The organism is Methylomonas sp. Uni0011 (assembly GCF_056850255.1).
Genome location: NZ_JBVVNO010000002.1, coordinates 144863 through 168505 on the forward strand (window position 1 = coordinate 144863; position 23643 = coordinate 168505).

26 protein-coding genes are annotated in these 23643 nt (G+C 58.0%); 5 read left to right on the forward strand and 21 right to left on the reverse strand.

The features are described from left to right. Positions 1-14: 14 nt before the first annotated feature. Genes AC0IM9_RS03425 through pta form a run of 3 tightly spaced genes read right to left on the reverse strand, consistent with a single transcriptional unit; the run spans position 15 to position 3909 of the window. Entirely contained in the window at positions 15-1262 is a 1248-nt protein-coding gene (locus tag AC0IM9_RS03425) for an acetate/propionate family kinase (protein WP_482803065.1), read from the reverse strand. After that, positions 1259-1795 (reverse strand): DUF2380 domain-containing protein, encoded by a 537-nt coding sequence (locus AC0IM9_RS03430; protein ID WP_278211174.1) that lies wholly within the window; start codon positions 1793-1795, stop codon positions 1259-1261. Before AC0IM9_RS03430 ends, AC0IM9_RS03425 begins: the two co-directional genes overlap by 4 nt. Beyond that, a complete protein-coding gene (gene pta, locus AC0IM9_RS03435) occupies positions 1786-3909 on the reverse strand; it encodes a phosphate acetyltransferase (protein WP_482803066.1) in 2124 nt (707 codons plus the stop codon). Before pta ends, AC0IM9_RS03430 begins: the two co-directional genes overlap by 10 nt. 211 nt (positions 3910-4120) lie before the next feature. Here pta and AC0IM9_RS03440 point away from each other — a divergent pair, with 211 nt between their 5' ends. Beyond that, complete coding sequence (locus AC0IM9_RS03440) at positions 4121-4765, forward strand: FHA domain-containing protein (RefSeq protein ID WP_482803067.1); 645 nt, start codon at positions 4121-4123, stop codon at positions 4763-4765. A gap of 4 nt (positions 4766-4769) precedes the next feature. Continuing rightward, positions 4770-5144, forward strand: a complete 375-nt coding sequence (locus AC0IM9_RS03445; RefSeq protein ID WP_278211176.1) for a PilZ domain-containing protein — start codon at positions 4770-4772, stop codon at positions 5142-5144. A gap of 16 nt (positions 5145-5160) precedes the next feature. Here AC0IM9_RS03445 and AC0IM9_RS03450 read toward each other — a convergent pair whose 3' ends face one another. From AC0IM9_RS03450 to AC0IM9_RS03470, 5 genes are read right to left on the reverse strand one after another with little or no spacing between them, the layout of a single operon-like run. Then, on the reverse strand, positions 5161-5643 hold the full coding sequence (locus tag AC0IM9_RS03450; protein ID WP_482803068.1) for a protein disulfide oxidoreductase: 483 nt from the start codon (positions 5641-5643) through the stop codon (positions 5161-5163). Beyond that, positions 5643-6362, reverse strand: coding sequence for a M48 family metallopeptidase (locus AC0IM9_RS03455; protein ID WP_482803069.1), 720 nt, complete (start codon positions 6360-6362; stop codon positions 5643-5645). Before AC0IM9_RS03455 ends, AC0IM9_RS03450 begins: the two co-directional genes overlap by 1 nt. Next, on the reverse strand, positions 6359-7030 hold the full coding sequence (locus AC0IM9_RS03460) for a transglutaminase-like cysteine peptidase (protein ID WP_482803070.1): 672 nt from the start codon (positions 7028-7030) through the stop codon (positions 6359-6361). The genes AC0IM9_RS03455 and AC0IM9_RS03460 overlap by 4 nt, the downstream gene beginning before the upstream one ends. Then, entirely contained in the window at positions 7017-8921 is a 1905-nt protein-coding gene (locus AC0IM9_RS03465; protein ID WP_482803071.1) for a bifunctional diguanylate cyclase/phosphodiesterase, read from the reverse strand. The genes AC0IM9_RS03460 and AC0IM9_RS03465 overlap by 14 nt, the downstream gene beginning before the upstream one ends. A 5-nt stretch (positions 8922-8926) precedes the next feature. Next, a complete protein-coding gene (locus AC0IM9_RS03470) occupies positions 8927-9319 on the reverse strand; it encodes a group II truncated hemoglobin (protein WP_445371231.1) in 393 nt (130 codons plus the stop codon). Between the two features lie 126 nt (positions 9320-9445). On the opposite strand from AC0IM9_RS03470, the gene AC0IM9_RS03475 reads away from it, so the two are divergent. Together AC0IM9_RS03475 and AC0IM9_RS03480 are read left to right on the forward strand one after the other, a co-directional pair. Then, positions 9446-10114, forward strand: coding sequence for a Bax inhibitor-1/YccA family protein (locus tag AC0IM9_RS03475; RefSeq protein ID WP_278211184.1), 669 nt, complete (start codon positions 9446-9448; stop codon positions 10112-10114). Positions 10115-10216: 102 nt separating this feature from the next. After that, the gene (locus tag AC0IM9_RS03480; RefSeq protein ID WP_482803072.1) at positions 10217-10837 is read left to right on the forward strand and encodes a retropepsin-like aspartic protease family protein; all 621 of its coding nucleotides are present in this window, start codon (positions 10217-10219) and stop codon (positions 10835-10837) included. Positions 10838-10880: 43 nt separating this feature from the next. Here AC0IM9_RS03480 and AC0IM9_RS03485 read toward each other — a convergent pair whose 3' ends face one another. From AC0IM9_RS03485 to AC0IM9_RS03510, 6 genes are all read right to left on the reverse strand, one after another. After that, a complete protein-coding gene (locus AC0IM9_RS03485) occupies positions 10881-11177 on the reverse strand; it encodes a GIY-YIG nuclease family protein (RefSeq protein ID WP_482803073.1) in 297 nt (98 codons plus the stop codon). A 115-nt stretch (positions 11178-11292) separates the two neighbouring features. Next, positions 11293-11937 (reverse strand): YqiA/YcfP family alpha/beta fold hydrolase, encoded by a 645-nt coding sequence (locus AC0IM9_RS03490; protein ID WP_482803074.1) that lies wholly within the window; start codon positions 11935-11937, stop codon positions 11293-11295. Between the two features lie 2 nt (positions 11938-11939). After that, complete coding sequence (locus tag AC0IM9_RS03495) at positions 11940-12800, reverse strand: L-ribulose 3-epimerase (RefSeq protein WP_482803075.1); 861 nt, start codon at positions 12798-12800, stop codon at positions 11940-11942. Positions 12801-12847: 47 nt separating this feature from the next. Then, positions 12848-13402, reverse strand: coding sequence for a ribosomal protein S18-alanine N-acetyltransferase (gene rimI / locus AC0IM9_RS03500; protein ID WP_140911081.1), 555 nt, complete (start codon positions 13400-13402; stop codon positions 12848-12850). A gap of 5 nt (positions 13403-13407) precedes the next feature. After that, a complete protein-coding gene (locus tag AC0IM9_RS03505; protein ID WP_482803076.1) occupies positions 13408-14391 on the reverse strand; it encodes a uracil-DNA glycosylase in 984 nt (327 codons plus the stop codon). Between the two features lie 9 nt (positions 14392-14400). After that, entirely contained in the window at positions 14401-15945 is a 1545-nt protein-coding gene (locus AC0IM9_RS03510) for a 2-isopropylmalate synthase (RefSeq protein WP_482803312.1), read from the reverse strand. Between the two features lie 643 nt (positions 15946-16588). Between AC0IM9_RS03510 and AC0IM9_RS03515 the strand changes: the two genes are divergently transcribed. Beyond that, positions 16589-16798, forward strand: a complete 210-nt coding sequence (locus AC0IM9_RS03515) for a hypothetical protein (protein WP_140911083.1) — start codon at positions 16589-16591, stop codon at positions 16796-16798. A 14-nt stretch (positions 16799-16812) separates the two neighbouring features. On the opposite strand, the gene efpL is transcribed toward AC0IM9_RS03515, so the two are convergent. From efpL to AC0IM9_RS03550, 7 genes are all read right to left on the reverse strand, one after another. Beyond that, positions 16813-17379, reverse strand: coding sequence for an elongation factor P-like protein EfpL (gene efpL / locus AC0IM9_RS03520; protein WP_140911084.1), 567 nt, complete (start codon positions 17377-17379; stop codon positions 16813-16815). Positions 17380-17382: 3 nt separating this feature from the next. Continuing rightward, positions 17383-18102 carry an arginyltransferase gene (locus tag AC0IM9_RS03525; protein WP_482803077.1) on the reverse strand — a complete coding sequence of 240 codons (720 nt, stop codon included), beginning with the start codon at positions 18100-18102 and terminating at the stop codon, positions 17383-17385. After that, entirely contained in the window at positions 18102-18791 is a 690-nt protein-coding gene (gene aat, locus AC0IM9_RS03530; protein WP_482803078.1) for a leucyl/phenylalanyl-tRNA--protein transferase, read from the reverse strand. Before aat ends, AC0IM9_RS03525 begins: the two co-directional genes overlap by 1 nt. A gap of 82 nt (positions 18792-18873) precedes the next feature. After that, entirely contained in the window at positions 18874-19602 is a 729-nt protein-coding gene (locus AC0IM9_RS03535) for a response regulator transcription factor (protein ID WP_278211193.1), read from the reverse strand. Positions 19603-19614: 12 nt separating this feature from the next. After that, the gene (locus AC0IM9_RS03540; RefSeq protein WP_278211194.1) at positions 19615-21168 is read right to left on the reverse strand and encodes a sensor histidine kinase; all 1554 of its coding nucleotides are present in this window, start codon (positions 21166-21168) and stop codon (positions 19615-19617) included. Between the two features lie 32 nt (positions 21169-21200). Then, positions 21201-21776, reverse strand: coding sequence for a hypothetical protein (locus AC0IM9_RS03545; protein ID WP_278211195.1), 576 nt, complete (start codon positions 21774-21776; stop codon positions 21201-21203). Positions 21777-21783: 7 nt separating this feature from the next. Further along, positions 21784-23244: a sensor histidine kinase gene (locus AC0IM9_RS03550; RefSeq protein ID WP_278211196.1), complete on the reverse strand. Its 1461-nt coding sequence runs from the start codon at positions 23242-23244 to the stop codon at positions 21784-21786. Between the last annotated feature and the right edge of the window lie 399 nt (positions 23245-23643).

Consider the following 23643-nt stretch of genomic DNA (forward strand, 5'->3'; position numbering starts at 1 on the left):
CCGGCTATGCAATTTCATTCCGTTATCGGCGCCGCGGAGGCTGGCGATTGAACGGCCACGGCCGGGGTATTGGCTGATTTCGCCACACACTCCGCCGTTTGCAAGGCGATTTCCAGCTCTTCGTTGGTCGCGATCACCATGACCGCAATCTCGGAGTCCGGCGGACTGACGATTGCGGCGGGTTTGGCCGGCGCGGCGTTGAGCGCCGGGTCGACGGCGATGCCTAGGGCCGCCAGGCCGGCGCAGCAGGTCTGGCGCAGCCAGACGTCGTTCTCGCCGATGCCGCCGGTGAATACCAGCGCATCGACCCGGCCCAGCACTGCGCAATAGGCGCCAATGTATTTCTTGATGCGGTAGGCGTACATCGCCAATGCCAGCTTGGCCGAGTCGTCGCCCGCTTCGGCGTTGGCATGGATCGCCCGCATGTCGTTTTCGCCGCAAACGCCGAGGCAACCGCTGGCTTTGTTGTAAAGCTGGTCGATCGCATCCAGTTCCATGCCCAGCGTGCGTGCCAGATAAAAGGCGATGGCCGGGTCGATGTCGCCGCAGCGGCTGCCCATCATCAAGCCTTCCAACGGCGTCATGCCCATTGAGGTATCGACGCTGATGCCGCCGGCAATTGCGGCGACGCTGGCGCCGTTGCCCAGGTGCAAGGTAATCAGGTGAGTGTCGGCCAATGGTTTGCCCAGGAAATGGGCCGCCTGCTTGGCAACGTAGGCGTGCGAGGTGCCGTGGAAGCCGTAGCGGCGCACGCCGTACTCGGTGTACAAACGGCCGGGTAAGGGGTAGCGGTAGGCGTAGTCCGGCAGCGTCTGGTGAAAGGCGGTATCGAACACCGCAACTTGCGGCACCGTGTCCAATAGCTGCAAGGTTGCTTCGATTCCCAGCAGGTTGGCGGGATTGTGCAGCGGTGCCAACGGACTGGCCGCTGTGATGTGGGCGATGACCTGACGGTCGATCAATGCCGGTTCGCGGAAAAATTCGCCGCCGTGGACGACGCGGTGGCCGACGGCGGCCAGTTGCCTCAAGTCCGGCAGTACCGTTTCGGTTAACAGGCCGAACAAAGTCTGCAACGCGTCACGGTGATGCTCGCAGTTCAATGACTGTTGCTGCGGATCGGATGCGCCGATCCGGAAGCGGTGGCTGGCGCCGGCTTCGCCGATGCGCTCGATCAAGCCGCTTAGCAATGCGGTTTGCCCGGCCATGTCGAACAGGCTGTATTTCAGCGACGAACTGCCGGCGTTTAGAACCAGAATTTTCATTTGGAGTCGATCACCCGTTTTTGCGGCGGAGGCGGCGAGTAGCGCTTATCCAAATCCCGGTCGATTTTCAAGGTCAAGCTCTCTACCGCTTTGCCGGTCAGACCGACATTCGGGCCTTTGGATTCGGTGATGTAATCGCCGATCAAACGGCCATCGCTTACCCGTATCAGATGCGCCATCAGGTAGGCGAACAGAAAGCTGGGCTTATGCAGGCGACCGACCACAATGTAATCGGCATCGAAGCCCTTGCCCAGGGTCGCCGCGGCGTCGGCGTGGTCGAACAAGTAACCGACGCCGCTGTCCGCCGCTTTCCTCGATTCGGCCGGAATCTCGACGATTTGGTAACCGGCCGATTGTAACTCCTTGGCCAGTAACGGCTTGATCGAGGCGGTGCGGGCGATTTCGGCCGGGATGCCGGGCGCCAACGTCAGGTCTTTTAACTCGAAATCGAGCACGGCGACTCGGGTTTCCGCTTCGGCCAGGGGGGCGGCCAACGCCAGCAACAGGGCAAAACAGCTGCGAATTATGGACATGATTTACCGCCCTCCTGAGCCTGAATTGCCGTGATAATCACGGTGTTGACGATGTCGGTGACGGTGCAGCCCCGGCTCAGGTCATTGACCGGCTTGTTCAGGCCTTGCAGAATCGGGCCGACCGCAATCGCGCCGGACGAGCGCTGCACCGCTTTGTAGGTATTGTTGCCGGTATTCAAGTCCGGGAAGATGAATACCGTGGCGCGGCCGGCGACCTGGCTGTCCGGCAATTTGGTTTTGGCGACGCTGGCGTCCACGGCGGCGTCATATTGCATCGGGCCTTCCAGCAGCAGATCCGGACGTAGCGCCTTGGCGATTTTCACCGCTTCGCGCACCTTGTCCACCGCTTCGCCCTTACCGGATTCGCCGGTTGAATAGGACAGCATCGCGATGCGCGGTTCGATATTGAATATGCGCGCGGTTTCGGCGGCGTTGATCGCGATGTCCGCCAGTTGGGCGGCGTCCGGATTGGGAATCACCGCGCAGTCGCCGTAGACCAGTACCCGGTCCTCCAGACACATGAAAAAGATGCTGGAGACGATGGACGCACCGGGTTTGGTTTTAATAATCTCGAAGGCCGGCCGGATCGTGTGTTGGGTCGAATGCACCGCGCCGGAGACCATGCCGTCGGCGTAACCCAGATGAATCATCAAGGTGCCGAAATAGCTGGGGTCGGCCATCAAGTCGTAAGCGGTGTCGTACAAGATGCATTTGTGTTTGCGCGCCTGGTAATAGGTTTCGGCAAACAACGGCCGCAGTTCGGAGCTGACCGGGTCGATGATGTTGACCGCATCCAGCTTTAACGCCATGCTCTGGATTTTTTGCCGAATCTCGCTCTCGTTGCCCAGCAGCGTGATTTTAGCCACGTCACGTAACAGCAGAATTTCGGCGGCTAATAGAATCCGCTCCTCGTTGCCTTCCGGCAGCACGATGTGTTGCTTGCGGGCTTTGGCCCGTTGCAGCATGTCGTATTCGAACATCAGCGGCGTGGTTTTGTGGCCGACTTTGCTGCACAACCGCAGCCGCAGCTCGACCATGTTGATGTTGCTTTCGATCAGGCCCAAGGCCGCGGCGATCTTGCGCTCATCCTGCGAATGCAAGCTGGCCGGTACCTGGCTGACTTGCATCGCGGTGGTAAAGGTATCGGAATCGACCGCCAGCACTGCGAACGGGATGCCGCCCAGGCCGTCGATCAGTTTTTGCACTTGCGGCGGCGGTTGCTGGTGGCCGGTCAGAATCAAGCCGGCGATCTGCGGATAGCTGGCCGAACTGTAGGCCATGATGCTGGCGAGCAGGATGTCGGAACGATCGCCCGGGGTGATGATCAGATCGCCGGTTTCGACGTAATCCAGAAAATCCGGAATCAGCATCGCCGCAACCTTGTAGTGGTAGACTTCGCGACTCATCGTCGCGGCCTCGCCGCACAGTACTCTAGCACCCAGGGCTTTGGCGATGTTGCCGACGCTGGGTTTTTCCAGCGAGGCTTCGGCCGGGACCAGGTAAATCGGGAAATCCTTGGCGGAGTTCAGGTCGTGGCGCAGGCCGGCCAATTGGTTACCGGCTACGCCCATCACGACGCTGGCTAGCAGCTCGCAATCGTTCTCGTGCAAGGAGTGTTTCAAACTGGCGATGCTGCTCAGCAGTTGTTCGTTACTGCGGTTTTGGCCTTGAATCACCGGCATGATCAAGCAGCCCAGGTTATTGGCGACGTCGGCGTTGAAGTCGAATTCGAATACCGCGTTACCGTGGCTGTAATCGGAGCCGACGCACAGTACGTGCAGGCATTGCCGCTTCAAGGCCCGGAATTTGCCGAGAATGGTTTTGACCAGTTCGTCGTATTGTTCGCTGGCCAGCAATTCGCGGGCTTCGGCGCTGGTACAGCCGTACATCGCGGTGTGCGGTACGTTGACCGGGTAGCGGTGGCTGATGAACTGGATTAAATCGTCTTTATCCGGCGTGCTGTGGATAATCGGCCGGAAGAAGCCGATATTGTCGGCCAGGCCGGACAGCATTTCCATCATCGCCAGCATCACCAGCGCTTTGCCGTTACCTTCGTCGAGGCTGGCGATGTAAATGTCTTGGGCAAAACAGGCGGCGTCGGTCGTGGAATTCATGGTCGTTGCGGATGGCTGTTTACGCTAAAGTCTAAACCAGTACGGCGATGGCGTCAGAAACTTTACCCGCTTACTCGATTGCAGGCATTGTAGTAATTTCCGCTAGCGCGTGCGGTTTGGTCGATACTTGAAATTAATCTCGATTAATCTGCAAGCTTGGCTTTAGTAGCTATACTACTAGCCGGGCGCAGGGAATTACCAACCAACAGCGATGGCGAAATTTACCGTTTACTTCAAAGATAAAGCAATCCACACAGGCGTTTTTGATTCCGGCATCGTCCGTATCGGCCGTGACGAAACCAACGATTTGGTGGTGGATAGCTTGGCGGTGGCGCCGGCGCATGCCGTGGTCGTGATCAAAAACGGCAGTTGCGTGATGAAGCAAATGAACGAGAAGTTTCCGCTGGTGGTGAACAATCAGCCGACCAAGGAATGTCATTTGCAAAACAACGACATCATCAACATCGGCAAACATTACATCGTGTACCACACGATCGACGCGTTTCCCGAAACAGTGCTGGTCAGTTCGTTGGGGAATTCGACCGATGCCGATCTCCAGGCCTTGAACGAAAAACTCGAGGAAACGGTAAAAACGCCCGACGCCAGCCTGCAAGTTCTGAACGGAGTCCATATCGGCCGTATCTTGCCTTTAAAAAAAGCCATGACCCGGCTCGGTCATGAGGGGGCTGGCATTGTCGTCATCGCCCGGCGCAAGGACGGCTACTATTTGTCGGCCTTGCAGGGTCACGACGGGCTTGCGGTGAACAATGAGCCTTTGGGCGATCGTACCGTGCATTTGCAAAACAACGACGTGGTCGTGGTCGACCATACTTCCATGCAATTTTTCCTGGATTAAGCGCATGAGCGAAAAAACCGAAGAAAAACGCCGCTTTCACCGAATTTTCTATCATGCCGACGCCCAAGTGGCAGCGACCGGCGGCCAGTCTCAGAGCTGCAAGATTGTCGATTTGTCGTTGCGCGGCTGTTTATTGGAACTGTCTGCGCCGCTGGCCGAGATCAGCGACCAGTCTTATGAACTGACATTCGAATTGTCGCCGGAAGCCGTGATTCGGATGGAAATCGTCGCAACGCATACGGAAGGCAATCTGGCCGGATTCCGCTGTGCGCATATCGATATCGACAGCATTTCCTTATTGCGGCGTCTGGTGGAGTTGAATCTGGGCGACAGCGAACTGCTGGAACGCGAGCTGTCGGCGCTGGGTAATTTTTCCTAAGGTCTGCGGTTACGGCTTAGAACAGTCCCGCCAACCACAAACGGGCTTTGATGCCCCATTCCGAGGTATAACCGGCCGTGGCGAATACTATGCTGCCGTTCCGGTCGGTGAAAAACAGGGCCGGCACGGCTTTGACGCCGTAACGCTGGCCAATTTCGCCGCCGTTGTCGTTGACGACCGGCCAATTCAAATTCTTGTCCTGCAGATAGCTTTGTAGTTTGGCGTCGTCGCCGGACCGTATGGCGACGGTCGCCAGCGGGTGGGCTGTGCCGACTTGGGTCACAGAGTGTTGCATGCTGCGGCAGACGCCGCACCATTCCGCCCAGAAATAGATCAAGGCCGGCCGCTTGCCGAGTGCCTGCAAGGCGGCTTCGCCGTTCAACGCGGTTTGTGTAATCGGCGGCGGCGCGCCGGTGATTAAATCCCGATGCGCCAGAAATTGGCCGCCGAAAATAAACAGTGCGGCGAACAGGTAAAACGCCCATTCCTTTTTCGGCATCACAAACCCCGCATCAAGCTGGCGCCGTGCTGCTTCAACCACAAGCGGCGCTGGCGGTAATCCGGCACATGTTCGGCCACCAACTCCCAAAACGCGGCGGAGTGGTTTCTGTGGCGGATATGGCATAACTCGTGAACCACCACGTACTCCAAAGCCGTCGGCGGCGCCAGCAGCAACAGCCAATTCAGGTTGATGTCGTTGTCCGGGCCGCAACTGCCCCAGCGGCTTTTCTGCGTTTTGATGCGGATGCTGCGTGGGTAAAGGCCATGGCGCGGTGCGTGTATGTCTACGAAGTGTTGTGCCTGCTGGCGGGCCTGGCTTTTCATCCAGCGGATCAAGGTCTGGCGGACCAGTTCGGAATGCTGATCGGGTGCGATGGCGGCCGGCAATTTGGCGCAAAACCAGGCGTCGTCGCGCAACTCCAAACGCGGGGTTTTGTTGCGGCTGGTTTCGATGCGCAGCGGTAGCTGCCGGCCGAAATAGGGAATGGCGACGCCGTCGCGGTAACTGGCCGGCGCCAATGTCGGCACCTCGCGGGTTTTGGCCGCGACCCGGCGCAACGCCGACTCGATCCAGTCCCGTTGCGCCAGCACGAAGCTATGGATGTTGCGTTCCGAAACCTTGGGCGGGGCCACCACTTCGATTTGGCCGGCTTTGACGACGATACGGGTATGTTTGGCGCGGCTACTGCGGCGCAGGGTATAACTTGGGGCGTTCAAAAAGGCGATTCCAACATTCTAGACTTGAGTTCTGTCCACAGGCTTAACCGGTCCGAACCGCCGACATGTTGCCCGGAACCCCGGCTCTTGGCAAGCCATAAACCGGTACCGTTGAAGCTGTAGACCGGCTGCAGATCGCTACGTTGCGTCGCCGGCAGAATCGCCGGTTTCAGATTGTCCAGCACCAGCGGCGGCGAGCGCATCGATTCGAAATAGGTCAGCACCATGTGGGCTTGGTTCAGTTCCAAGGCCTTGACGTAAGTGATGCGCAGTTTGCTCTCGTCGACGCCCATTTCCACCAGCGTGAAATATTTGGCGATCGAGTAATCCTCGCAATCGCCGGCGCCCTTGGCCAGAAACTCGGTCGGCGTTGCCCAATAATCGATTTTGTTCCACAGCATAATGTCGTCGACAAACTCGATATTGCGATTGAAGAAATCGTTGACCCGGCGCAATTTCTCGGTATCCGACCAATCTTTGCCGGTTTCGATCAGGTTTTGCCAATCGACGAAGCGCTGCCGGGCTGCAGCGCCGTATTTATTGCCGACTTTGTCCAGCAATTCTTCATCGAAAAACAGGCTGCCGGCCAGGGCGATGCCGCAGCATAGGCTGACGGCAAAAACGGCGAGAGCGGCGAGGTTAGAGCGGCCGGTGTTAACGGCTGGCACCGGCGATGCCTATGCCGCGCAGGGCGGCAAAGTCGGAATCGGCTTGTACGTTTTCGGCCAGCACCGAAATATCCAGCAAAGCCGCCATTTCGGCAATGGTTTGCACGAAAGCGTGGGTTTGCTGCGAGTCGGCGATGCCGTTGCCGATGTCGCGCGCCAGCCGGATGTAGTCCGGTTTCAGTTGTTTGATCAACTCGGCCGACATCGATTGGGTTTCGAAGCGTTTGATCATGACTCTGGCGCCGCATTGGTGCACCACCTCGATAAAGGCCTTGTAAGCCTCGATGTCCTTGACCACCGCATAGGCCGACAAGCTGAACACCAGATATTTGGCCGCCCCGGCATTGCGCTGAATCAGTTTTTCCAACCAGACCCGGAAGTCGCCGTTCTTGATGGTGCGGGTCGAAACGTTGACGGCAATCGCATGCTCGACGTGGTTATGCAGAATATGGTCGATCACCATACCGATCACGCCTTTGTCCAGATCGACGATTTTGGCGAACTTTTCGGCAATCGAAATGAACGGGCCGATCGCCACCAGTTCGCCTTGTCGGTCGTGGACCTGAATGAAGGCTTCCTCCATCATCAGCTCGCCGTGTTTCATACCGTGGATCGGGCCGATGTACCAGATCGAATAAGCGGTGTTGTCCACGCAATCGAACACCAGTTCCTTCCAGGTGGCGATGTCGCGGGCGAAATTGTCGCTGCTGCGGATGAAATAACTGTTGGCGCCGATCAAATGGGCTTGTTCGTAGGCTTCGTGGGCGGCTTCCAACATGCTTTCGCTGGTAGTCAGCGGATTGAACGGCACGACGCCGATATGGGCCAGATCGGCCTTTTGGTATTGCTCGCCCAGTTCGCCCAGGCGGTTGCTCAGCGTTTTAGCCAGCAATTCGATTTGCGGCCGGTCTGCGGTTTTGACCAATAGAGCGAATTCGGCGCCGTAGAAACGGTAGGCCTTGCCGGCGTCGCTACCAGCTGTCGCGGCGACGTGTTCCAGGGTGGCGGCGACGGCTTTGATGAAGCGGTCGACGGCATCGCTATCGAGTTCTTTGACCAATTCCAGCAAACCGTCGATTTTAACCAGCACGATAAACGCTTCGGCTTGTTCCAAGGCCAGGTGCTTGATGTCGGTCTCGAACACCGACTTTTTGTAGAGGCCGGTCAGGTCGTCGCGCAACAGGCTGGCGCCCATGCTGTCCAGCTTGTTGTGTAGGCCGGCGATGGTGGTTTTGATTTTTTGCGACATCGTGTTCATCGACATCGCCACGTTACGCACCTCGCGGGTCCAGGGCAGTTCGGCAATGCTCTCGAACTGGCCGTCGCTGATCTGCCGGGCCAGTTGATCGATCCGCGACAGCGACGCTAACGTAAAGCGCAAGGTCAGCGCCAGCAGGCCGATCGAAACGATGAACGCCGCCAGCGAATAATAAAAGCCGGATTTGGCTTGTTCGTACAGTTTTAAATAGCCGTAGCCGGAATTGACGGTGACGTAGATCACGCCGCTCAGATTCCAGCCGGAGCTGATCTCGCTTTCGGCGGTCGCGGAAGTCATCGGCAGCAGATCCATGAACCAGTCCGGCACGCCTGCCACCGCCTTGTCGCTGACCAGCGCCACCAATTCCTTATTCTCGGCGTCGACCAAACGGATTTCCTTGTAATAGCCCATGTCGAAAATCGCCTTCATCATGGTCTCGATGACCGGGTCCTTGTCGTTGGCCATGTAGGGGCTCAACGAAAGGCCCAGCGAGGTAGCGGTATCCTGGGCGTGGTTCTTGGCTTCGCCTTCCAGATAATCCTTGATGTTATTGACGCTGAGCGCGAAATTGACGCTGAAAATCATCAGGAACAGCGCCGAAATCAGAATTAACAGTTGTTTGGATAACGACATGGCGTTCAGTTTTCCGTGGTTTCTTGGTTGATCATGTGCGTGGCCAGTTGCTGCAAGGCGGTGCGGATGTTTTCGCGCAGCCGGGAGTCCATCGTGATTTCGTCTAAGGCCTTGTTCATGCACAGCATCCATTGGTCGCGTTCGGCTTCGCCGATCGCAAATGGAAAATGGCGGGCGCGCAGCATCGGATGGCCGAATTCCTCGATAAACAGATTGGGACCGCCCAGCCAGCCCGACATGAATTTGAATAGCTTGTCTTTCGCGGAAGCCAGATTGGGCGCGTGCATCGCCCGGATGCCCTTGGCTTGCGGCAGGATATCCATATAAAAGTAAAATTTGTCCACCAGCCGTCTGATGCCGGTTTCGCCGCCGATCAAGTCGTAAGGCGTCGTGCTCATGCTTGAATTAACCTCGTAGCTGCATTTTGTTTAGGTATACTAGCAGACGGCGCCGACAATGGCGGGAAACTCCGGCCCATTTGCGCGGTCACAGTTTCGTTCGTAACTTTCAAAGGACAATTGACCATGAGATTATCAACTGCAACCACCCGATCGGAAGCCAGTGTACTGGCGACCAACAAGGTCTTGAGAAACACTTACATGTTGTTGGCGATGACGCTGTTGTTCAGCGCGGCGACGGCCGGCTTGTCCATGGCATTGAATCTGCCGCATCCGGGCATGATCGTCAGCATGGTGGGCTATTTCGGTTTGCTGTTTTTGACCACCCGGTTCAGCAACAGCGCCTGGGGCTTGGTGTGGGTATTCGCCCTGACCGGCTTTATGGGCATGACCCTGGGTCCGATTTTGAACATGTACGTCAACGCTTTCAGCAACGGCCACCAATTGATCATGACCGCGTTGGGCGGTACCGGCGTGATCTTTTTGGGCTTGTCCGGCTACGCATTGACCACCCGTAAGGATTTCAGCTTCATGGCCGGATTCCTGATGGTTGGCGTGCTGGTCGCGTTTTTCGCCGGTTTGGCCGCGGTCCTGTTCTCGGTACCGGCCTTGTCGTTGGCGGTTTCGGCGATGTTCATCCTGTTGATGTCAGGCATGATTTTGTTCCAAACCAGTGAAATCATCCACGGCGGCGAAACCAACTACATTTTGGCGACGGTATCGTTGTACGTATCGATCTACAACCTGTTCGTCAGCTTGCTGCAATTGTTGGGCGTATTCGGCGGCGACGATTGATGCGCTAGCACCGGACCTGCCCAGGCGGCATAGCCTGGCATAATCGGCAAAAGCCTCCGCCAACCGGCGGGGGCTTTTTTGTGTCTGCGGAGGGTAAACACGATGGGATTCGAAGATCGGGATTATTACCGGGAGCAACTGCGCAAACGGGCGAGCCGGCCGCGCGATGGCGAACCGCGCCAGCAGACTGTCGCATCCGGCCGGCGCAGTTCGGCCGGTACGTTGCGGTATCTGCTGATGCCGCTGGCGGCCCTGGCCGGACTTTGGTACGGCGCGGATGTGCTGTTGACAAAGCAGGCCGCGGCCCGCCACCCGTTACCGGAAATTGTGCTGCCGGCTACGGCGGACGGCGAGGTCGGCGGTACAGGCGCAGTTCGCATCAAGGCCGACAGCCAAGGCCATTTTCGCGGCACCTTGTTGATCAATAACGTGCCGATGCCGTTCATGATCGATACCGGCGCCACCAAAACCTCGATTCCGGAAAAATACGCGCGTGCTGCCGGTTTGCCCGTCGGCGGCGCGGTGCAAGCTGAAACCGCCGGCGGCCGGGTAACCGACTACCGGACTCGCATCGCCAGCCTGAAACTCGGTAACCTCGAATTGCGCAACCTGGACGCCCATATCAACCGCTATCTGGACGAAGTGCTGGTCGGCATGAATACGTTGAAATATTTCCGGATCGAGCAGAACGGAGATTCTTTGGTGTTGGTGGCGGGGGCGTAGTAAGGCGTGGTCAGAACCTTCGGTTGGAACACGTAGTGCCACGTCATGTGCCTGTCCCCTTGAACTTCGGCCACTGGTTGTAGCCGATGGCAGGATCATTTGAGCGATGCGAGAGGATGAACTCGACTTCTTTCTTATTGACTTCGCTATCTTTTGCCGTTGCTGATTCCCATAGAATCTCTTTTGTGACCGTTAGTATCCGGCGTTGCTCGGGCGTGAAATCCTTTTCAACCAAAGCGCCATTGGCGCTACCAAAGTAAGTGAAGGTGCCGGTTAGGTCCTTCCCGATGTATATCTTCCCGTTTGGGTAGGTAATCTTGTAGATGACCTTCGTTCTCATGCGCTAAAGCTCGATATAGACGACAACTGATGTTTCAAAATTCCTCGCACCTGTCGTATGACTGCAGTGGCCGTGTTTTATGAGTACCTAGTGGGTGGAAGCAGGCGTTGCCGGTTCAATTCAATCGGGACACAGGATTTTCGTCTTCGCCAAACAACACGCCCTCGACCAGCGGCAAGGCTTCGCGCATGTGTTCGAAGCCGTGGGAGCCGCCCTCGAAGCAAACCACGCGGGCCTTGGCTTGGTATAGATCGCGGGTGGCGGCCGAATCCAGCAGTTCGTCGCCCAAGTCCAGCAGTAGCGTCAAGTCCAGTTTTTGCCGGTTCGCCGCCAGTTCTTGTTCGAATTTCGGGTATTGGTCGCAGTGGCTTTGCTGCCAGTCGTAAGGTTCGCCGGTTTCGAAATTGGCGGTGACGCCGATGAACTGCGGCAGCAATGTGCTGGGGCTGACGGCGGGGTTGATCATGATCGCTCTGGCGCCGGTCTTATAGGCCAGGTATTCGCTGCTGAAACCGCCCATCGACGAGCCCATGAACACCACGTCGTAACCTTGGTCCAGCAGTTGGTTCCATTCGAACAACAGGTCTTCGATCAGGCCTTGGAAGTCGCGGTAATCCAGGTTCGGCGCGTACAGCATTACGTCGCGTTCGTTACAGAAGGCTTGCAGCACGGCCAGCTTTTCTTTGGCGGTTAAGAGATTGCCGTGCAAATCCAGCGACGCCGAGTTGAAACCGTGCAGGTAGACGATGGCCCGTTTCATGGCTAATAGCGCTGCTTGATGAAGTCCAAGGCTTTACCGGCCAGGTCGTCGGAGTCGTGCCATAGGTTGCGCCAGACGCAGAGGGTGTTGGACAGTTTGGGATCGACGATTTCCGACGAAAACGATTCGAAGGTGATCGGGCCGCGGTAATCGATTTGTTTCAACGCGGCGAAGAAACTGGCGAAATCGACATTGCCGGTGCCCAGGTAGCCGCGGTGGCTTTCGCCGATATGCACATAACCCAGCCGGTCGCCGGCGGCCAATACCGACTTGGCCATGCCGTCTTCCTCGATGTTCATATGGTAGGTGTCAAGATGCAGGAAGGCGTTCGGCCGGTCGACTTCGTCCAGAAACGCCAGGCCTTCCAGGCCGGTGTTCATGATGTTGGTTTCGTAGCGGTTCACCACTTCCAGATCGATATTGATGCCTTTGTCGGCGGCATAGTCGGCCAGACGCTGCATCGCCGCCACCGAATTGGCGCGGTTTTCCCGGGATGCCGGGCCGGGATATTTGCCCAGCGCGCAATAGATCACGCCGCACAATTCGCTGCCGCCCAATGCGTACAGCGCATCGGTGGCCTTGCGCAACAGTTCGTCGCCTTTGGCGACGATGGCCGGGTCGGTGCTGGTGACGTCGGTGGTAGCCGACAAGCCCAACGAGGCGTGGGCGCGCAGATTGTATTCCTGCAACAAATCTTTGGTCAGGGCGACGTCTATTTGCCACGGGTCGAGCAGGGCGATTTCGATGTAGTCGTAACCGGCGCGGGCGGCGCCGGCGATGGCTTTGCGGGCGCCGGCCTCGGACCAGTCGCCGGACCAGACCAATGCGTGGCCGCCGTATTCCAAACGTTTGGGAAATGCCATAGCGGGTCTCCTGTGGTTATCGTTTTATGTTAGCGACGCTCGCGCGCTCAAAGCATCGGCACCAGATCCAACGCAAACATGATGGCGTCTTCCTTGCCGTTCTTGGCCGGATAGTAATTTTTGCGGATGCCGATTTCGCGGAAGCCGCTGCTGCGGTACAGATGGATCGCGCCGGGGTTGCTGGGACGGACTTCCAGATAGAGGGTTTCGGCGCGGGGGCGGGCGTATTCGATCAAATGCTCCAGCATCTTGCGACCGACACCCTGGCGTTGAAACGCCGGGTTGACGCTGATGTTCATGATGTGGGCTTCGCCGGCGGCGACCGAAATGATGGCGTAGCCGGCGATGGTCTCGTCCGGCGCTTCGCAAATCCAGTTGGTGTAATTCATGGCCCGGAAGCAATCCTTGAACACGCCTTCCGACCAGGGAAATTCGTAATTGACGGTTTCGATCGCCATCACGCCGGGCAGGTCGGCGTGGTCCATTTTGCGCAAGCGCAGCAGGTCGCGCGCCTCCACCGAGTCTGGAAACACTTTGGCGTAAAACTCGCGGTCGGCGTCGTAGACCACGGCTGATTTCAGTTTATGTAACAGTTTCCACATCGTTGTTATTGTTCTAGTGATTGGTAAACGGAGAGCGCGAATTGCAGGTCTTCCCAAGCTTTGGCTTTTTCGGGCAGCGAGCGTAACAGATAAGCCGGGTGGTGCACCACCGTCAGCGGAATGCCTTCCAGTTCATGGCGCATGCCGCGCAGCCGCGACAGCGGTTGCTGGGTATGCAGCAGGTTTTGTGCGGCGATGCGGCCGACGGCCAGAATCAACTTGGGCTGGATCAGTTCGATCTGGCGTTTCAAAAAGCCGTGGCAGGCAGCGACCTCATCGGCCTGCGGGTCGCGGTTGTTGGGCGGCCGGCATTTCAGCATATTGGCGATATAGACTTGCTCGCGGCGCAGGCCGATGGCGCGGATCATTTCGTTCAACAACTGGCCGGCGCGACCGACGAAGGGTTCGCCTTGCAGGTCTTCGTCGCGGCCGGGCGCTTCGCCGATCAGCAGCCAATCCGCATGTTTGTTGCCGACGCCGAACACGGTCTGGGTGCGGGTTTCGCACAACGAACAAGCACGGCAGATCGAGACCTGGTGTTGCAGGTCTTTCCAGGCGTGGTCGTCGGTATGGGGTTTTGGGTGGTGCGGTGGCGATGAAACTAGAGCGGGTCCGGTCGTCAACTCCAAGCTTATACGAGTTGGCGGCGGAGTGGGAATGGTCTCGCCGCCGGCCGTTGCAGATACGGTGGTTGCTGTAGAGATCGCGGGCGAACCCGGTTGGCTGGATGCGTCAGCGGCCGGATGCTGGGTATCGCGATGCTCAATCCAGCCTACGTTCTGGTGATTGACGGTAGTTTCGTTTTTGGCCGGATGTTCCGCTGTTGGCGCAGCTTTGTTGGCGGGGGAGCCGACGCGGTCGGCTTCGCTTGGCGATGCCCTCCCTACAGGGGGGGCAACCGCTTGCTCGGCGACGACGGGCGGATGTCGGGGAACCCAGACATCGATGCCCATCGCCTCCAAATATTGCAAGCGGACCGATTCTTCCATCGTCAGCGGCTAGACATCGCCTTTCTGCGGATGCTGGCGCTGCTCGGGACTTTGCAGCTTGTTGACCGCGTTGATGTAGGCCTTGGCCGAGGCGATGACGATGTCGGTATCGGCGCCGGAGCCGTTGACGATGCGGCCGGCGTTTTCCAACCGGATGGTCACTTCGCCCTGCGAATCGGTGCCGGTGGTGATGTTGTTCACCGAATATAAGGCAAGGGTGGCGCCGGTTTGCACCAGGCTTTCGATGGCCTTCAGGCTGGCGTCGACTGCGCCGCCGCCGCTGGCGCTGCCGGTCATTTCCTTGCCGTCCACCAAAATGGTCACGGTGGCGTTCGGTACTTCGCCGGTTTCCGAGCAGACCTTTAAGGCCACCAGTTTGATGTGCTCGTCTTCGGCTTCGAAGCTTTGTTCGGAAATCAGAGCCTGTAAGTCTTCGTCGAAAATCTCGTGTTTCTTGTCGGCCAGTTGTTTGAAACGGTAAAAAGCGTCGTTCAAATCGGTTTCGCCGGCGAACTCCACGCCCAATTCCGCCATCCGAGTTTTGAAGGCGTTGCGGCCGGAATGCTTGCCGAGCACCATGCGGTTGGTGGTCCAACCTACGTCCTCGGCGCGCATGATTTCGTAAGTCTCGCGGTTTTTCAGCACGCCGTCCTGATGAATGCCGGACTCGTGGGCGAAAGCGTTGGCGCCGACGATAGCCTTGTTCGGCTGCACCGGAAAGCCGGTGATCGACGACACCAGTTTCGAGCAGGTGACGATTTCGCGGGTATCCAGGCGGGTATCGCATTGAAAGAAATCCTGGCGGGTGCGGATCGCCATCACCACTTCTTCCAGCGAGGCGTTGCCGGCGCGCTCGCCCAAACCGTTGATGGTGCATTCGACCTGGCGCGCGCCGTTCATCACCGCCGCCAGCGAGTTGGCCACGGCCAAACCCAAGTCGTTATGGCAATGCACCGAGAAGATGGCTTTGTCGGAGTTCGGTATCCGCTGAATCAAATTGGCGATGGTGGCGCCGAACTGTTGCGGCATGCTGTAACCGACGGTGTCCGGGATGTTCAGGGTAGTGGCGCCGGCGTCGATCACCGCCTCCAAGATCCGGCACAGGAAATCCTCTTCCGAGCGGCCGGCGTCTTCCGGCGAAAACTCGACGTTGTCGGTGTACTGGCGGGCGCGTTTGACCGCGCGGACCGCGTACTCGATGACTTGGTCGGGCTGCATGTTGAGTTTCTTCGCCATGTGGATCGGCGACGTGGCGATGAAGGTGTGGATGCGCGAACTTTTCGCGCCTTTCAATGCTTCGCCGGCGCGGTCGATGTCCTTGTCCAGCGCCCGCGCCAAGCCGCAGACGGTGCTGTCTTTAATCGCATCGGCGACGGCTTGGACCGCCTCGAAATCGCCCTGGCTGGCGGCCGGGAAGCCGGCCTCTATGACGTCGACCTTCATCCGCTCCAGCGCCCGCGCGATGCGGACTTTTTCGTCGCGGGTCATCGACGCGCCGGGGCTTTGTTCGCCGTCGCGCAAGGTGGTATCGAAAATAATCAATTGGTCTTTCATGAGGGCTCCGTTCATGAAACGTTCGGCCTCGAGCCGAGAATATGGAAAAGGGTGATTTTACTTGATAAAGAAAGATTGCACGCCCCTCAGGGCAGCAGTCTTAGAGGCAGCCCGGACGGCAAGCGGGTGGCAGCCGGCGCGCGGCTTGCTGTGGGTGCGGTAAACATCGGCCGAATCTTCATGCCGCGGCACTATACTGCATTGCCCGATGGCGCTCAACTGCGGCGGTATCTAAATATCCTCGGCCTTGGCTATCGCCGGACTACGGGCGCTGGCGTCCGCCGTTTTGGCCCGGTCACTGTTAAAAAAGTCACCGCCGGACAGTGGTGCGCGTCACCGACAAACACCACTGCCACCATTACCCTTGATCCAAGCCTCAATTCCCGGCTCATGCCAGGCCTGCTAAACCGACCCGGATCGATACCTGGATTTTCGGTGTGAACAAGGGCGGCGGATGGCGCCGGAGTGATGCGAAAATTGCGCCGGTACGAGATGCCGTAAGCCGTGACGGCAGGCCGTCACGGAATGGGCCGCCGATAATGCCGACCAGGATTTATGATTCTGATTTTTATAGGGGTTTTTCTGCTGGCGCAACTAATGCATTTACTTGATCGAATTCGATCAACAGCCTCGGGAGAGTGTCATGGAAACTATGCATCAAACTAACGAAATCAACAATTTGCGGATTGTGTTCATCGAAACCTTGAGCCGGCAATTCATTGCCATAACCGGCTGCGGCATTTATGCCTTTTTGAATCCGGTTACGATCAATGAATTGTTTAATCACTATCTGGACAGTAACGTGCCCATCAATGCCTACGCCCGGCAATGCGTCCGTAACGTGGTGGCCTGATTAGCATCAAGCACTTAGGCGCGCGAGGAGAACTCGCCGGTTTCGCTGTTGATCTTGATCAGTTCGCCGGACTCGATGTACTCCGGAATCTGCACTTCCAGGCCGGTGGTAAGTTTGGCGGTCTTGGTCCGCTTGGTGGCGCTGGAGCCTTTCATGGCCGGCGGGGTTTCGACGATTTGCAGCGTTACCGTGGTCGGCAACTGGATGCCCAGCGGCGCGTCGTCCATCAGCAACATGATGATGCCGTCCAGACCGTCGGTCAGGTATAAGGTTTGACCTTCCAAATCCTCGGCCGACAGCGCGTATTGGTCGTAGGTCTCGCTGTTCATGAAGTAGTAGGTGTCGCCGTCCTGGTAGGAAAACTGCACGTTGCAGCGCGAACAATCGGCCGCTTTCAGCATGTCGTCGCTTTTAAAGGTTTCGTCCAGCTTCTGCTTGGTTTTCATGTGGTTGAAGCGGACTTTATACAGCGTCGTCGCGCCGCGCGAGGTCGGATTGCGCACGTCGATGTGCTTGACCACATACGGTTCGCCGTTGATTTCGATCGCGGTTCCCAGTTTCAGTTCGTTGGCTTTCGGCACTGCTTATTCCTCGTTGATTGTATGATTTGAAAGGGGTTGCCACCGGTCGCGGATCAAGCCCTGCAGCGGCTGATATTCGATTTTGTAGCGCATTTTACGACAGTCTTCGATCCAAAAGCCCAGATAAACGTAAGGTAAGCCCCATTGCGCGGCGGTTTCGATTTGCCATAACACGGCATAGACGCCTGGGCTGTAGTCGGCAAACTCGGGATCGAAGAAGGTATAGACCGCCGATAAGCCGTCGTCGACGATATCCACCACCGCAACTGCCGCCAGTCGGCCGCCGATCAGAAATTCGACGAAGCGGGTATCGCACCAGCGGCTGCCGAGAAAATTCAGATAATCATCCGGTTCGATCGGTTCTTTGTGCGGATCGTCGTGGCGGGCCGCCAGGTAACGCCGGTATAAGTCGAAATGGCGGGGGTCGAACTCGGCCGGCTTGATGACGCTACGGGTATCGGCGTTACGCTTGCGGCAACGTTTCTGCCGGCGGTCGGGCGCGAACGAGGCGACCGGCAGCCGGGTCGGCACGCAAGCTTTACAGGACCGGCAGTAAGGTTTGTAAACGTAGTCGCCGCTGCGGCGGAAGCCGAGCGCGATCAGTTGCCAGTATAGTTGCGGCGTCATTGTTACCGACGGATGCACGAAGCCGGAGCGGGCCTGCCGGTCGGACAGGTAGCCGCACGCGCGTTCGTCGTCCAGCCAAATCGGCAAGTTGCCCATCAGTGCCAGGCCTCGGCCGCGGGGGCTTGCCGGCAAAGCTGTTCCAGCAATTCGGCGAAGCGTTGGCGCGGAATTTCCTCGGCACCCAGGCTGAGCAGATGTTCGCTGCGTACTTGGCAATCGATCAAACGGTAACCCCAGCCGCTCAGACGTTCGACCAGATTGACGAACGCCACTTTCGAGGCGTCGGTTTCGCGGTGGAACATCGATTCGCCGAAGAAGACCTGGCCGATGGCCAAACCGTAGAGGCCGCCGGCCAGCTTACCGTCCAGCCAGGCTTCGCAGCTGTGGGCAATACCGAGATGGTGCAAGGTCTGATAAGCCCGGCGCATGTCGTCGGTGATCCAGGTGCCGCCGCTGTCGCTACGCGGCGCGGCGCAGGCAGCAATTACTTCTTTGAATGCCGTATCGTAGCGGATCTCGAACCGGCCTTTGCGCAGGGTCTTGGTCAGGCTGCGCGAGACTTGCAAATGCTCCGGAAACAGCACCAGGCGCGGGTCCGGCGACCACCACAGGATGGGCTCGCCGGGGTTGAACCAGGGAAACGCGCCGTGGCGGTAGGCATTGACGATCCGTTTCGGCGACAGGCAGCCGCCGAAGGCGAGCAGGCCGTTGGGTTCTTTCAGTGCCTTATGTAAAGGCGGAAAAGCCTGTTCGGGTTGGTCGGAGTCGAGTAAGGTGAGTTGCATTCGATAAGCCGCGGCTGTCAGGTACGCGGATTATAGACAATTCGGCCCGGCCGGTCTGCGCCCGGCCGGCTTGAGGCAGGACTTAGGGCGCTTCGAGTTTGTAGCCGAAACCGCGCACTGTTTTCAGCAGTTTTTGTTCGTAATCGTCGTCGATTTTGCGGCGCAACTGGCGGATGTAAACGTCGACCACATTGGTCAGCGGGTCGGCGCTGTAGCCCCAAACCTGCTCCAGTATCCGGGTACGGCTCAAGACCTTGCCGGGCATGCGCATGAAGCATTCCAATAGCGCGAATTCCTTCGGCGTCAGCTCGATCGCGGTATTGCCGCGGCGTACTTCGTGGGTTTCGCCATTCAATACCAGATCGGCGATGCGCAGTTCTTTGGCTTCCGATTTGATGTCGCCGCCGCGGCGGCGTAGCAGTACTTCGATCCGCGCCAGCAATTCCTCGAAAGCAAACGGCTTGGTCATGTAATCGTCGGCGCCGGCGCGCAGACCCGAAACTTTATCCTGCACGGTGTCGCGCGCAGTCAGCATCAATACCGGCGTATCGACGCCGTTACCACGCAGGCGTTCGCAAATCTGGCGACCGTTCATGTCCGGCAGCCCCAGGTCCAGCACGATCACCTGGAACGAACCTTCGCCGCCGAGGGCAATCGCCTCTTGGCCGGTACGAGCCACTTCCACGGAATAGCCTTCCGCCTTCAGGCCGCGCTGGACGAAATCGACGATGCGTTCGTCGTCTTCCACCAGCAGCACGCGCATGTAGCCCATGCCGCTCAAATTACCGGATGATGTGTATTTATCGCTCATGTGTGCTTATTCCTATGTACTGGGTAGCAACGGCAAAGTTACGGTAAAGGTCGAGCCGAGGTTCTCCCGGCTGTCCACCGCAACGCGCCCGCCGTGCGCTTTTGTAATCGATTTTGCCATCGGCAGGCCCAGGCCGGAGCCTTCGTCGCGCGAACTTTGCGCGTTATCGCTACGGAAGTGTCGCTCGAAAATGCGTTCCAAATCTCCGCTGGGAATACCGATCCCCTGGTCGGTAAGGCTGAAACTCGCTTCCTTACCCTGCACCCATAAGGCTACCGAAATATGCCCCCCGGGATTTGAGTAGCGGCACGCATTTTCTCCCAAAATAAATAGCACCTGTCTTAAGCGCTGCTTATCGCCGCGTACCCAGACCGGGTGCTCCGGACCCGAGAACGATACGCTGAGCGAACGCTCCTCGGCCATGACCTGAAAGTCCTCGACCGCATTGCCGACCAGCTCGGCCAGATCGACCTTGCCCCACTCGAATTGGAGATGGGCGGTTTCGGCACGGGCCAGAAACAGCAAATCGTTGACGTATTTGCCAAGCTGCATCGCCAGCTCGACGATGCGTTGTAATGCATCCTTGTATTCTTCGGTATGGCGATCTTCGCCGCGTAAGGTGACTTCGGCCTCGCCGCGGATTACCGTAATCGGCGTCCGCAATTCGTGGCTGATGTCGGCCAAAAACTCGCGGCGGGCCTTGTCCATCCGCTTCAATTCCTCGTTCAGCAGATTCAATTCCAAGGTCCGTTCCGCTACCCGTTGCTCCAGTACCGCCCGGCTTTCGCGCAACTTGTTTTGTTGAACTTCAAGCTCTTGCGCCATTTGATTAAAGTGGCTGGCCAGATAAGCGAATTCGTCGCGGGTATAGAGTTTGATCCGGTATTCCAGATTGCCGCTGGCGATTTCGTCGGTACCTTTCATCAGAGCCTGGATCGGCCGGCGGAAGCGACGCATCAACAGGATGCCGGACATCAGGCTGAACAGCGCGGCCGTCACGGACGCCAGGATAGCGGTCAGCCGCGACTGGCGGACCAGGCTTTCCAATTCGCGCTTGGCTTGCTTGGCCTTTTCGCGTTCGGCGTCGATCGCGGCATCGATCAAGGGCTGAAATTTGCCGTCGATTTCCTCTTCGGTAAATTTGGTCAAGGCCTGCACGGCGTTCGCCAGTTTGCCTTGCAGGCGCAAGCGCTCCACCTCTTCGAAGCGGTATTCGCTGGCTTCCAAAAACGCCGTCAAATGGGCGACGCGTTCCAGCTCGGCCGGCTTGTCGACCCAAGTCTCGCCGCCGATCACCGGTTCCTTGACCGCGGTGTCCCTCAGCGCCTGGATCGCTGCTTGCAGCCGCCGCTTGGACGATTCGACGCCGGTTTCCGAATTCGGATTCGCGGTAATCAGCCGGTCCATCCGCTGTTTGAAATGGCGGTAGGCTTCCTGCGACAACTGTTCGTAATCGTCGAAGGTTTCGTAAGCAGTCTGGCTGTGCTGGAAGTGCAGGGCCATTTCGTCGGCGCCCAGATACAGGGCCACGCCCAGGCTGAGGACGAAGCCGAACGAAATGAACATGACGATGGCCAGCCGAAACCGAAACATGGCTGCTATTTGGCGTCGCCGGTTTCGTCCAACTGTTTTTCCATGGAACGGATGGCTTCCAGCTTTTCCCGCAGCAGGTGCGATTCGGTTTTTTTCGAACCGGCGGTTTCCTTGGCATCCAGCACGTTCTGCACCGATTTTTGCTTGCGTTCCAATGATCCGACTTTCTTGTTGGTGCTGTTGATCCGCTTCAAGGCTTCGGTATGGATCGCCACCAGTCGGCGGGTGCGGTCATCGGCGTAGCTTTCCGGCGGGATGTCGGCCAATTCGTCCAGGATTTTCGGGATGTCGCCGCAGGCGTCCGACAACAGGCGGCCGGTCATCAATTGCAGGGTTATGGTCTTGTCCGGGTTTTCCTTATGCCGTTTCGCCAGGCCGCGGCAGGTTTCGCTTCGGCCTTGGCTGTTCATCGCCGCCAGGTTGGCGCCGAAATCCAGCAAATCCTCGAAGTCGGAATGGACGGTCGGTGCGGCGGCGGCCACCGGCGGCCCCTGCCGCACGTTGGAATCGACTTCGGCGCAGCCGGCGAATAATAGAATCAGCGGCGCCGGTAGTAACAGGCGCGGGTTGAAAAACGTCATGGTTGGTTTAGAACTCCCCGTTTAGCGGCAATTGCACCCGGATACGGGCGCCGTGTTGGTCTTGTCGGGCGTCGATGATTTCGACATTGCCCTGGTGGTTGGCGACGTATTCCTTGACGATGGCCAGCCCCAGGCCCGGACCTTCCGGAATGTCCTCGGCCTGCGCCGCCTTGCCGCGGTAGAACGGTTCGAAGGCGTGCGCCCGTTCGTCCAGTGGAATTCCCGGGCCTTCGTCTTCGACTTCCAGTTCCATCTGAGTGCCGGTGTCTCGCAGCATGATGCGGATTTCGCCTTTCGGCGGCGAAAATTTCACCGCATTGTCCAGCAGTTGCTCAATGATGCCGCGCAGTTGCGGGGCGTTGCCGGAAATATGCACCGGCCGCAACAACATGCGCATTTCGATCGATTTGGTTGCCAGCGCCGGTTGAAACTCGGCGACCACCGTTTCCAGCAACTCCTTCATATTCAAAGTTTGTTTGCGTTTGGCTTCGCTTTGCGCGCTCAATTTGCTGTAACGCAGCAAGTCGTCCGAAACGGCTTGCAGTTTGTCGATGTTGGCGCCCAGCTTGCGGACGATGTCCTGTTGGCGCAGATTGCCGTCCAGTTCGGCCTCGTCGGCCATTTGTTCGGCGCCATAGCGGATGCCGGCCAGCGGCGCCTCGATTTCGTGGGCGACGTTGTGGATGAATTGCTGCTTCGACGATTCCAGCTCCATCAGCCGGGTGCGCAACCATTCCAGGCGGTTGCCGAGAAACGCCAAATCGGACGGACCGCTGACGGCTACCGGCTCCTTCAGTTCCCCGGCACCCAAACGTCGGATCGAGGAATCCAATTGTCGCATCGAGCGCGAAATCACCAGCAACAGCAGCGCAATTGCGGCTGACGACAAGGCCAACAGCGCGGCGCCTCTGATTAACAAGCCTTGCTCCAGCGATTCCGACATTTGCCGGAGCTCGTTGAATTCATGATCGACGTGGCTTTCGAACTCGCGCGACAGCGTGTATGACGATTCGCGCAGCCCTTGAAAGGCCTCGTCCAGCGGCAGTTTCAGGTTGTTGTCGCCCTCTGAACCGATGATTTGCTGGTAGATCAGGTTTTCCTTTTCCGACAATTCGTTGACCAGCAACGCGATGCGGTTGTCGACCTGCAGTTTCAACAGATCGCTCAATGCCTGTTTGAACGAAGCGCGGACGGTTTCGTAGGACTGGCGTTCGTAAGGTTGGCGCAATTCGGGGTCGGATAGCAGCACGAACAACTTGGCTTTGCGCTCGATATCGGAGGCTCGTTGCAATACCAAGCGGATGGTTTTGGTTTGTTCGAATACTTGCGAATTGACGGTTCGGCCCAAAGCCGAAGTCTGGCGCATGCCGAATGCAGCGTACATCACGGCCAGGAACAGCGGGATCACGGCAATGACAAATCCCAGCACAATCAGGGATTTCAGAGACAGCAGGTTTTTGAATTTCATCCTTGGCGACAGCGTCTGTAAATCCGCAATAGTATAGCTTGGCTGATGAAATTCGTGACGGGGCCTGCAAAAAATCGTATTTGCGTTGTCAGTGGTATTGCGTCGGCCTTGGCGTTTCCCGGTTGTCGGAAAACGATGCGGATTGTCATATGATGCAGTTTACAGGGATGTTTACGATTCCGGGGCTGCCCGGAGTGTTGCTAATCGACAAGGACTTGCATGCTTATTTTTTCATTGGCCGTTCTACGGCAATTCGCCGCCGAGATTTCGCATTATCTGGTGTCTTGGCGAACATTCCCATCCCCCCGAATTCGGGGGTGTCGCTTGGCCATACCGGTTGTCGCATGGTTGGCAATCGCCGGTGCGCGACCGGCGATTGCCGATGGCGGCGAGGTGGCA

Bases quoted from the DNA above. Each gene is read 5' to 3' on its own strand.
- AC0IM9_RS03425 (WP_482803065.1), bottom strand. From the start codon at position 1,262: ATGAAAATTCTGGTTCTAAACGCCGGCAGTTCGTCGCTGAAATACAGC.
- AC0IM9_RS03430 (WP_278211174.1), bottom strand. From the start codon at position 1,795: ATGTCCATAATTCGCAGCTGTTTTGCCCTGTTGCTGGCGTTGGCCGCC.
- pta (WP_482803066.1), bottom strand. From the start codon at position 3,909: ATGAATTCCACGACCGACGCCGCCTGTTTTGCCCAAGACATTTACATC.
- AC0IM9_RS03440 (WP_482803067.1), top strand. From the start codon at position 4,121: ATGGCGAAATTTACCGTTTACTTCAAAGATAAAGCAATCCACACAGGC.
- AC0IM9_RS03445 (WP_278211176.1), top strand. From the start codon at position 4,770: ATGAGCGAAAAAACCGAAGAAAAACGCCGCTTTCACCGAATTTTCTAT.
- AC0IM9_RS03450 (WP_482803068.1), bottom strand. From the start codon at position 5,643: ATGCCGAAAAAGGAATGGGCGTTTTACCTGTTCGCCGCACTGTTTATT.
- AC0IM9_RS03465 (WP_482803071.1), bottom strand. From the start codon at position 8,921: ATGTCGTTATCCAAACAACTGTTAATTCTGATTTCGGCGCTGTTCCTG.
- AC0IM9_RS03470 (WP_445371231.1), bottom strand. From the start codon at position 9,319: ATGAGCACGACGCCTTACGACTTGATCGGCGGCGAAACCGGCATCAGA.
- AC0IM9_RS03475 (WP_278211184.1), top strand. From the start codon at position 9,446: ATGAGATTATCAACTGCAACCACCCGATCGGAAGCCAGTGTACTGGCG.
- AC0IM9_RS03480 (WP_482803072.1), top strand. From the start codon at position 10,217: ATGGGATTCGAAGATCGGGATTATTACCGGGAGCAACTGCGCAAACGG.
- AC0IM9_RS03485 (WP_482803073.1), bottom strand. From the start codon at position 11,177: ATGAGAACGAAGGTCATCTACAAGATTACCTACCCAAACGGGAAGATA.
- AC0IM9_RS03490 (WP_482803074.1), bottom strand. From the start codon at position 11,937: ATGAAACGGGCCATCGTCTACCTGCACGGTTTCAACTCGGCGTCGCTG.
- AC0IM9_RS03495 (WP_482803075.1), bottom strand. From the start codon at position 12,800: ATGGCATTTCCCAAACGTTTGGAATACGGCGGCCACGCATTGGTCTGG.
- rimI (WP_140911081.1), bottom strand. From the start codon at position 13,402: ATGTGGAAACTGTTACATAAACTGAAATCAGCCGTGGTCTACGACGCC.
- AC0IM9_RS03505 (WP_482803076.1), bottom strand. From the start codon at position 14,391: ATGGAAGAATCGGTCCGCTTGCAATATTTGGAGGCGATGGGCATCGAT.
- AC0IM9_RS03510 (WP_482803312.1), bottom strand. From the start codon at position 15,945: ATGAAAGACCAATTGATTATTTTCGATACCACCTTGCGCGACGGCGAA.
- AC0IM9_RS03515 (WP_140911083.1), top strand. From the start codon at position 16,589: ATGGAAACTATGCATCAAACTAACGAAATCAACAATTTGCGGATTGTG.
- AC0IM9_RS03525 (WP_482803077.1), bottom strand. From the start codon at position 18,102: ATGGGCAACTTGCCGATTTGGCTGGACGACGAACGCGCGTGCGGCTAC.
- aat (WP_482803078.1), bottom strand. From the start codon at position 18,791: ATGCAACTCACCTTACTCGACTCCGACCAACCCGAACAGGCTTTTCCG.
- AC0IM9_RS03535 (WP_278211193.1), bottom strand. From the start codon at position 19,602: ATGAGCGATAAATACACATCATCCGGTAATTTGAGCGGCATGGGCTAC.
- AC0IM9_RS03540 (WP_278211194.1), bottom strand. From the start codon at position 21,168: ATGTTCATTTCGTTCGGCTTCGTCCTCAGCCTGGGCGTGGCCCTGTAT.
- AC0IM9_RS03545 (WP_278211195.1), bottom strand. From the start codon at position 21,776: ATGACGTTTTTCAACCCGCGCCTGTTACTACCGGCGCCGCTGATTCTA.
- AC0IM9_RS03550 (WP_278211196.1), bottom strand. From the start codon at position 23,244: ATGAAATTCAAAAACCTGCTGTCTCTGAAATCCCTGATTGTGCTGGGA.